Genomic DNA, 5,546 nt, shown 5'->3' with positions numbered 1-5,546 from the left:
ATATATGCTAAAATGTTTATATCCTTTTTTCATAAATTAACTCCTTTAATGTTTGTTGTCGTAACTACATTATATCGGTTTTTATGAAAAAAGGTCTTTTTTTATTTCAAGTGGTCGACTTGAAATGATTATACACCAAAGATAAAAAATGGCATAGTCATAGTATGAAAAATAATATTAGAAATATTGAATTATCTGAATCACCAATAGGTTTGGCAGTTACATTCATAAAAAATAATTTAGATAAAAATATAAAATTAGAAAAAGTGGCTTCCCTTTGCAGTATGAGTGTTTCCCATTTTAGTAAAATTTTTAAAAGTGAGGTTGGAAAAACATTTAAAGACTATTTAAATGCTAAAAGGATTGAAAAAGCAAAATATCTTTTAAGAGAAAGTAATAACCCAGTAAGTACTATAGCATATTCTTTGGGATTTGAAGACATCAGTTATTTTGCAAAAATATTTAAAAAGTATGTAGGTGTAACTCCTTCGAAATATAAAGAATTATTTAAAAAAAATGATATAATTACCTATTAAAGAGTTAAAAAAAAGATTTAAACCAGTTTTTTTAACTCTTTTTTTTTTAATTTTTTTAATTATATAATCTACCTTCTTTTATTTAAAACTAAAGCTTTTTAAGTTCTTAAAATTCAAATCCATTTGACCTCAATAATAAAAAACTACTTTTTTTTAATAAAATAGAACCTTTTAATAATTTCAGCAAATTGTTATTGTTTATATCGTAGACAAACAAAACATATCGGAGGGATTAAGGATGGTTGAAGTCAGACAAGTGAAACAAATCACTTTGAAAGCAGCAAAAATTATGATTGAAAGAGCGATTATAAAAGCAGAGGAGACTGAGGTGCCAGCAGTAGTTTCAATAGTAGATGCAGGGGGAAACCTTCTGGCAATGGAAAGAATGGATGATGTATTTGTTACCAGTATAGACATTGCAAATAACAAAGCATATACTTCGTGGGCACTCAGATGTGGTACTGATGAAATGAGTAAAGTAATACAACCAGGAGAAAGTCTTTATGGATTAAACTTAACAAATGATGCAAGGATTATTTGTTTTGGTGGTGGATTCCCAATTATTATGGATAATCAGGTAATAGGAGCTATCGGAGTAAGTGGTGGTTCAGTAGAAGAAGATATGGCTATTGCTAAAGCAGGTTTAGAAATTTTATAGTTTGAGGTGGTTAAAAATGAGATCAAAAAGATTTGAAGCATTAGAAAAACGTCCAGTTAATAAAGATGGATTTATAGGAGAATGGATAGATGAAGGACTAGTGGCAATGGGAAGTCCTAACGATCCAAAATCAAGTTTAAAAATTGAAAATGGCAAAATAGTAGAACTTGACGGTAAAAAAAGAACAGAATTTGATATGATAGACAGATTTATAGCTGATTATGCAATTAATCTTGATAAAGCAGAGGATGCAATGGCTGTTTCATCACTTGAAATTGCAAGAAAAATTGTAAATATTCATGTTTCGAGAGATCAGGTTTTAGATATAACAACAGGGATTATTCCAGCTAAGATGACCGAAGTAGTAGCTCATATGAATGTTGTTGAGATGATGATGGCTGTTCAAAAGATGAGAGCAAGAAAAACACCTTCTAACCAGTGTCATGTTACTAACTTAAGAAGATAACCCAGTATTAATAGCAGCAGATGCTGCCGAAGCTGCAATCAGAGGATTTGACGAGCAAGAAACAACTATTGGTATAGTAAAATATGCTCCATTCAACGCTATCTCTATATTTGTAGGAGCTCAAGTAGGTAGAGGTGGAATATTAATTCAATGTTCTGTAGAAGAGCTACTGAATTAGAGCTAGGAATGAAAGGATTTACAAGTTATGCTGAGACTGTATCAGTATATGGAACTGAGCAAGTATTTACTGATGGAGATGATACTCCTTGGTCAAAAGCATTCTTAGCTTCAGCCTATGCATCTAGAGGATTAAAAATGAGATTTACATCTGGAACAGGATCCGAAGCTTTGATGGGTAATGCAGAAGGAAAATCAATGTTATACCTTGAAACTAGATGTATCTATATTACTAGAGGATCAGGGGTACAGGGATTACAAAATGGATCTGTAAGTTGTATAGGAATGCCTGGATCACTTCCTGGTGGAATCAGAGCAGTACTTGCTGAAAATCTTATTGCAATGTTACTAGATCTTGAATGTGCATCTGCAAATGACCAAACTTTCTCACACTCTGATATCAGAAGAACTGCAAGAACTTTATTACAGATGTTACTTGGAACTGACTTCATCTTCTCTGGATATAGTGCAGTACCTAACTATGATAATATGTTTGCAGGATCAAACTTTGATGCAGATGACTTTGATGATTATAATATCCTTCAAAGAGACCTTAAAGTAGATGGTGGATTAAGACCGATATCTGAAGCTGAAGCAATAAAAGTAAGAAATAAAGCGGGTAGAGTAATACAAGGATTATTTAAAGAATTAGGACTGCCTGAAATAACAGATGAAGAAGTAGAAGCAGCTACATATGCTCACGGAAGTAAAGATATGCCAGAAAGAAATGTAGTTGAAGACCTAAAAGCAGCAGAAGAATTGATAAAAGGTGACGTAACAGGGATCGATCTTGTAAAAGGATTGAGTAAAAGTGGATTTGATGATGTGGCAGAAAGCGTTCTTGGAATGCTAAAACAGAAAATTTCAGGTGACTATTTACAGACTTCAGCTATTTTAAATAAAGATTTTAAAATAGTAAGTGCAATAAATGATAAAAATGATTATATGGGACCTGGAAGTGGATACAGATTAAGTGACGAGAGATGGGAAGAAATTAAAAACATCCCAAATGCTATAAACCCAGAAAGCATAGACTAGGAGAGTTGATTATTATGGAAAATAAATTTATCCCAATTGTAACAATTGAAGAAGCAGGGGAAGCAAAAATAGGAACTAAGGTAGAAGAGGTTGTTATAGGACTAGCTCCGGCATTTAAAAAAAGTCAACATAAGACCATTGTTGATGTCCCGCATGATATAGTTCTTACTGAATTAATCGCAGGAATAGAAGAAGAAGGCTTAACTGCAAGAATAGTAAGAATCACAAGAACTTCTGATGTATGCTTTATCGCAAATGATGCAGCAAAATTAAGTGGATCTGGAATTGGAATTGGAATTCAATCTAAGGGAACGACAGTAATTCATCAAAAAGATTTGCTTCCTTTAAATAACTTAGAATTATTCCCACAAGCACCTCTATTAACCCCTGAAACATTCCGATTAATAGGTAAAAATGCAGCAAAATATGCAAAAGGAGATTCTCCAAATCCCGTACCTGTAGCAAGTGACCAGATGGCGAGACCAAAATACCAAGCGAAAGCAGCACTTTTACATATAAAAGAAACAAAGCATGTAGTAGAAGACGGTGAACCACTAGAAATAAAGTACGAATTTTAATTAAAGGAGCTATTAAAAATGGATATTAAAAATATAAATCTTGACTCTGATTATCCTCTTGGAGAAAAGAGAAAAAAATGGTTAAAAACATCTACAGGGAAAACTTTAGATGAAATAACTCTTGAAAAAGTATTAAGTGGAGATGTAAAACCTGAAGATATTAGAATTTCTCCAGAAACTCTTAAACTTCAAGGGGAAATAGCAAAAAAAGGAAATAGACCAACTATTACAAAAAACTTCGAAAGAGCTAGTGAACTTGTTAATATTCCAGATGAGAGAATCTTAGAAATTTACAATGCACTAAGACCTTTTAGATCATCTAGAGAAGATTTATTAGAAATAGCTGATGAGTTAGAAAACAAATACTCTGCAACTGTAAATGCAAATTTTATAAGAGAAGCAGCAGAAGTATATGAAGACAGAAATAAATTAAGAAAAAGTTAGGAAGGGAATAGGAGTTTATGAAAATAATAATAGGTGTAGATATTGGAAATGCAACAACAGAAGTAGCTTTAGCAAGAGTAGACGGTGAAAAGTATGAATTTTTAGCTAGTGCTCTTCATAAAACAACAGGTTTAAAAGGTACGGTAGATAATATAGAAGGAATAAAGAGAGCCATTAATGATGCTCTTAAAAAAGTAGATTTAAACATCTTGGATGTTTCTGCAATCAGAATTAATGAAGCTATTCCTGTTATAGGAGATGTATCTATGGAAACTATAACAGAAACAATAATTACAGAATCTACTATGATAGGTCATAACCCTTCAACCCCTGGCGGAGTAGGACTTGGAGTGGGAGAAACAATCCTGCTTCATGACCTTTTTCAAGCGGAAAAGAATAAAAATTATATAACTGTAGTACCTGATAAAGTCAGCTTTTTAGAGGCTGCCTATAGAATAAATAAAGCCCAAGAAAAGGATTATAAAAGAACAGGCGCAATTATTCAAAAAGATGACGGAGTTCTAATTAATAATAGACTTATAAGTAAAATTCCTATAATAGATGAAGTTCTTTATATAGATAAAATTCCCCTTGGAATGAATGCCGCTGTGGAGGTTGCTCCTCAAGGCAAAATAATTAATGTAATATCTAATCCTTATGGAATAGCTACAATTTTTTCATTGACGTCTGAGGAAACTAAAAAAATAGTTCCAATATCTAAAGCCCTTATTGGTAATAGATCTGGAGTAGTTATAAAAACTCCTCAAGGAGACGTAAAAGAAAAAATTATTCCATCGGGAAAAATAGATATTCAAGGTAATTTTGGAAGTAAAAGTATCAATATAGAAGCTGGAGCCAAAGCTATTATGAAGACTTTGGGAAATGTTGATATAGTTGAGGATATCAATGGTGAAACTGGTACTAGCATAGGTGGTATGTTAAAGAATGTAAAAAGTGTAATGAGTAGTTTTACTGATGAGTCTATCGAAAATATTAAAATAAAAGATATACTTGCTGTAGATACTTTTATTCCTCAAAAGGTTAAAGGGGGAGTAGCAGGAGAGTTTATTTTTGAAAATGCTGTGGGAATAGCAGCTATGGTAAATACAGAAAAAAACCAAATAGCAGCAGTAGCAAAGGAAGTTGAAAAGTCTTTAGGAGTAAAAGTCATAGTGGAAGGAGTAGAAGCCGATATGGCAATTAATGGAGCTCTCACAACTCCAGGAACTAGCCGACCCCTTGTAATAATAGATATAGGAGCTGGTTCAACAGATGCCTGTTCTATAGACAAGAAAGGAAAAAAAGGTTTAGTACACCTGGCAGGAGCCGGCAATATGGTTACTCTTCTCATTCAAAAAGAGTTAGGAATAACAGATTTTAATCTGGCTGAAGACATCAAAAAATGTTCTCTTGCAAGGGCGGAATCCCTATTTTATATAAGGCATGAAGATGGTAATGTTCAATTTTTTGAAAAGTCTTTATCTCCTAAAATATTTGCAAAAAATGTTTTAATTGGCGGTGAGTCTTGTCAAGCACACCACCACATATTTTCAAGGAAAACTTCATTTGCAGTAAAATAATTTAATACTTTTCGCGGTCTATTTCTAATTCTTTCTACAGTTCTTTCTAACTCATCATCTGGTATTTCT

Annotated in this window: 5 protein-coding genes and 1 pseudogene; all 6 read left to right on the top strand. The window is 32.7% G+C overall.

Going from position 1 to position 5,546, the window contains the following annotated elements:
* Positions 1 to 164 precede the first annotated feature (164 nt).
* The 6 genes and pseudogenes from V5784_RS04045 (at position 165) to V5784_RS04020 (ending at position 5,477) form a co-directional block, all read left to right on the top strand.
* Complete coding sequence (locus V5784_RS04045; RefSeq protein WP_336887773.1) at positions 165 to 536, top strand: AraC family transcriptional regulator; 372 nt, start codon at positions 165 to 167, stop codon at positions 534 to 536.
* A gap of 238 nt (positions 537 to 774) precedes the next feature.
* On the top strand, positions 775 to 1,194 hold the full coding sequence (locus V5784_RS04040) for a heme-binding protein (protein WP_336887772.1): 420 nt from the start codon (positions 775 to 777) through the stop codon (positions 1,192 to 1,194).
* Between the two features lie 16 nt (positions 1,195 to 1,210).
* Positions 1,211 to 2,875, top strand: a pseudogene (locus tag V5784_RS04035) (propanediol/glycerol family dehydratase large subunit).
* A 14-nt stretch (positions 2,876 to 2,889) separates the two neighbouring features.
* A complete protein-coding gene (locus V5784_RS04030; RefSeq protein WP_336887771.1) occupies positions 2,890 to 3,453 on the top strand; it encodes a propanediol/glycerol family dehydratase medium subunit in 564 nt (187 codons plus the stop codon).
* An 18-nt stretch (positions 3,454 to 3,471) separates the two neighbouring features.
* Positions 3,472 to 3,897: a diol dehydratase small subunit gene (locus V5784_RS04025; protein ID WP_336887770.1), complete on the top strand. Its 426-nt coding sequence runs from the start codon at positions 3,472 to 3,474 to the stop codon at positions 3,895 to 3,897.
* 17 nt (positions 3,898 to 3,914) lie between these two features.
* Positions 3,915 to 5,477: a diol dehydratase reactivase subunit alpha gene (locus tag V5784_RS04020; protein ID WP_336887769.1), complete on the top strand. Its 1,563-nt coding sequence runs from the start codon at positions 3,915 to 3,917 to the stop codon at positions 5,475 to 5,477.
* Positions 5,478 to 5,546 lie beyond the last annotated feature (69 nt).

It is taken from the genome of Psychrilyobacter sp., assembly GCF_037132775.1.
Classification (GTDB): domain Bacteria; phylum Fusobacteriota; class Fusobacteriia; order Fusobacteriales; family Fusobacteriaceae; genus Psychrilyobacter.
The sequence above is the reverse complement of the archived record's forward strand: the minus strand, read 5'-3'. Positions and strand labels throughout refer to the sequence as shown.

What these genes read in the sequence shown, in the direction of transcription:
- V5784_RS04045 (WP_336887773.1), top strand. Translation starts at nt 165, where the DNA reads ATGAAAAATAATATTAGAAATATTGAATTATCTGAATCACCAATAGGT.
- V5784_RS04040 (WP_336887772.1), top strand. Translation starts at nt 775, where the DNA reads ATGGTTGAAGTCAGACAAGTGAAACAAATCACTTTGAAAGCAGCAAAA.
- V5784_RS04030 (WP_336887771.1), top strand. Translation starts at nt 2,890, where the DNA reads ATGGAAAATAAATTTATCCCAATTGTAACAATTGAAGAAGCAGGGGAA.
- V5784_RS04025 (WP_336887770.1), top strand. Translation starts at nt 3,472, where the DNA reads ATGGATATTAAAAATATAAATCTTGACTCTGATTATCCTCTTGGAGAA.
- V5784_RS04020 (WP_336887769.1), top strand. Translation starts at nt 3,915, where the DNA reads ATGAAAATAATAATAGGTGTAGATATTGGAAATGCAACAACAGAAGTA.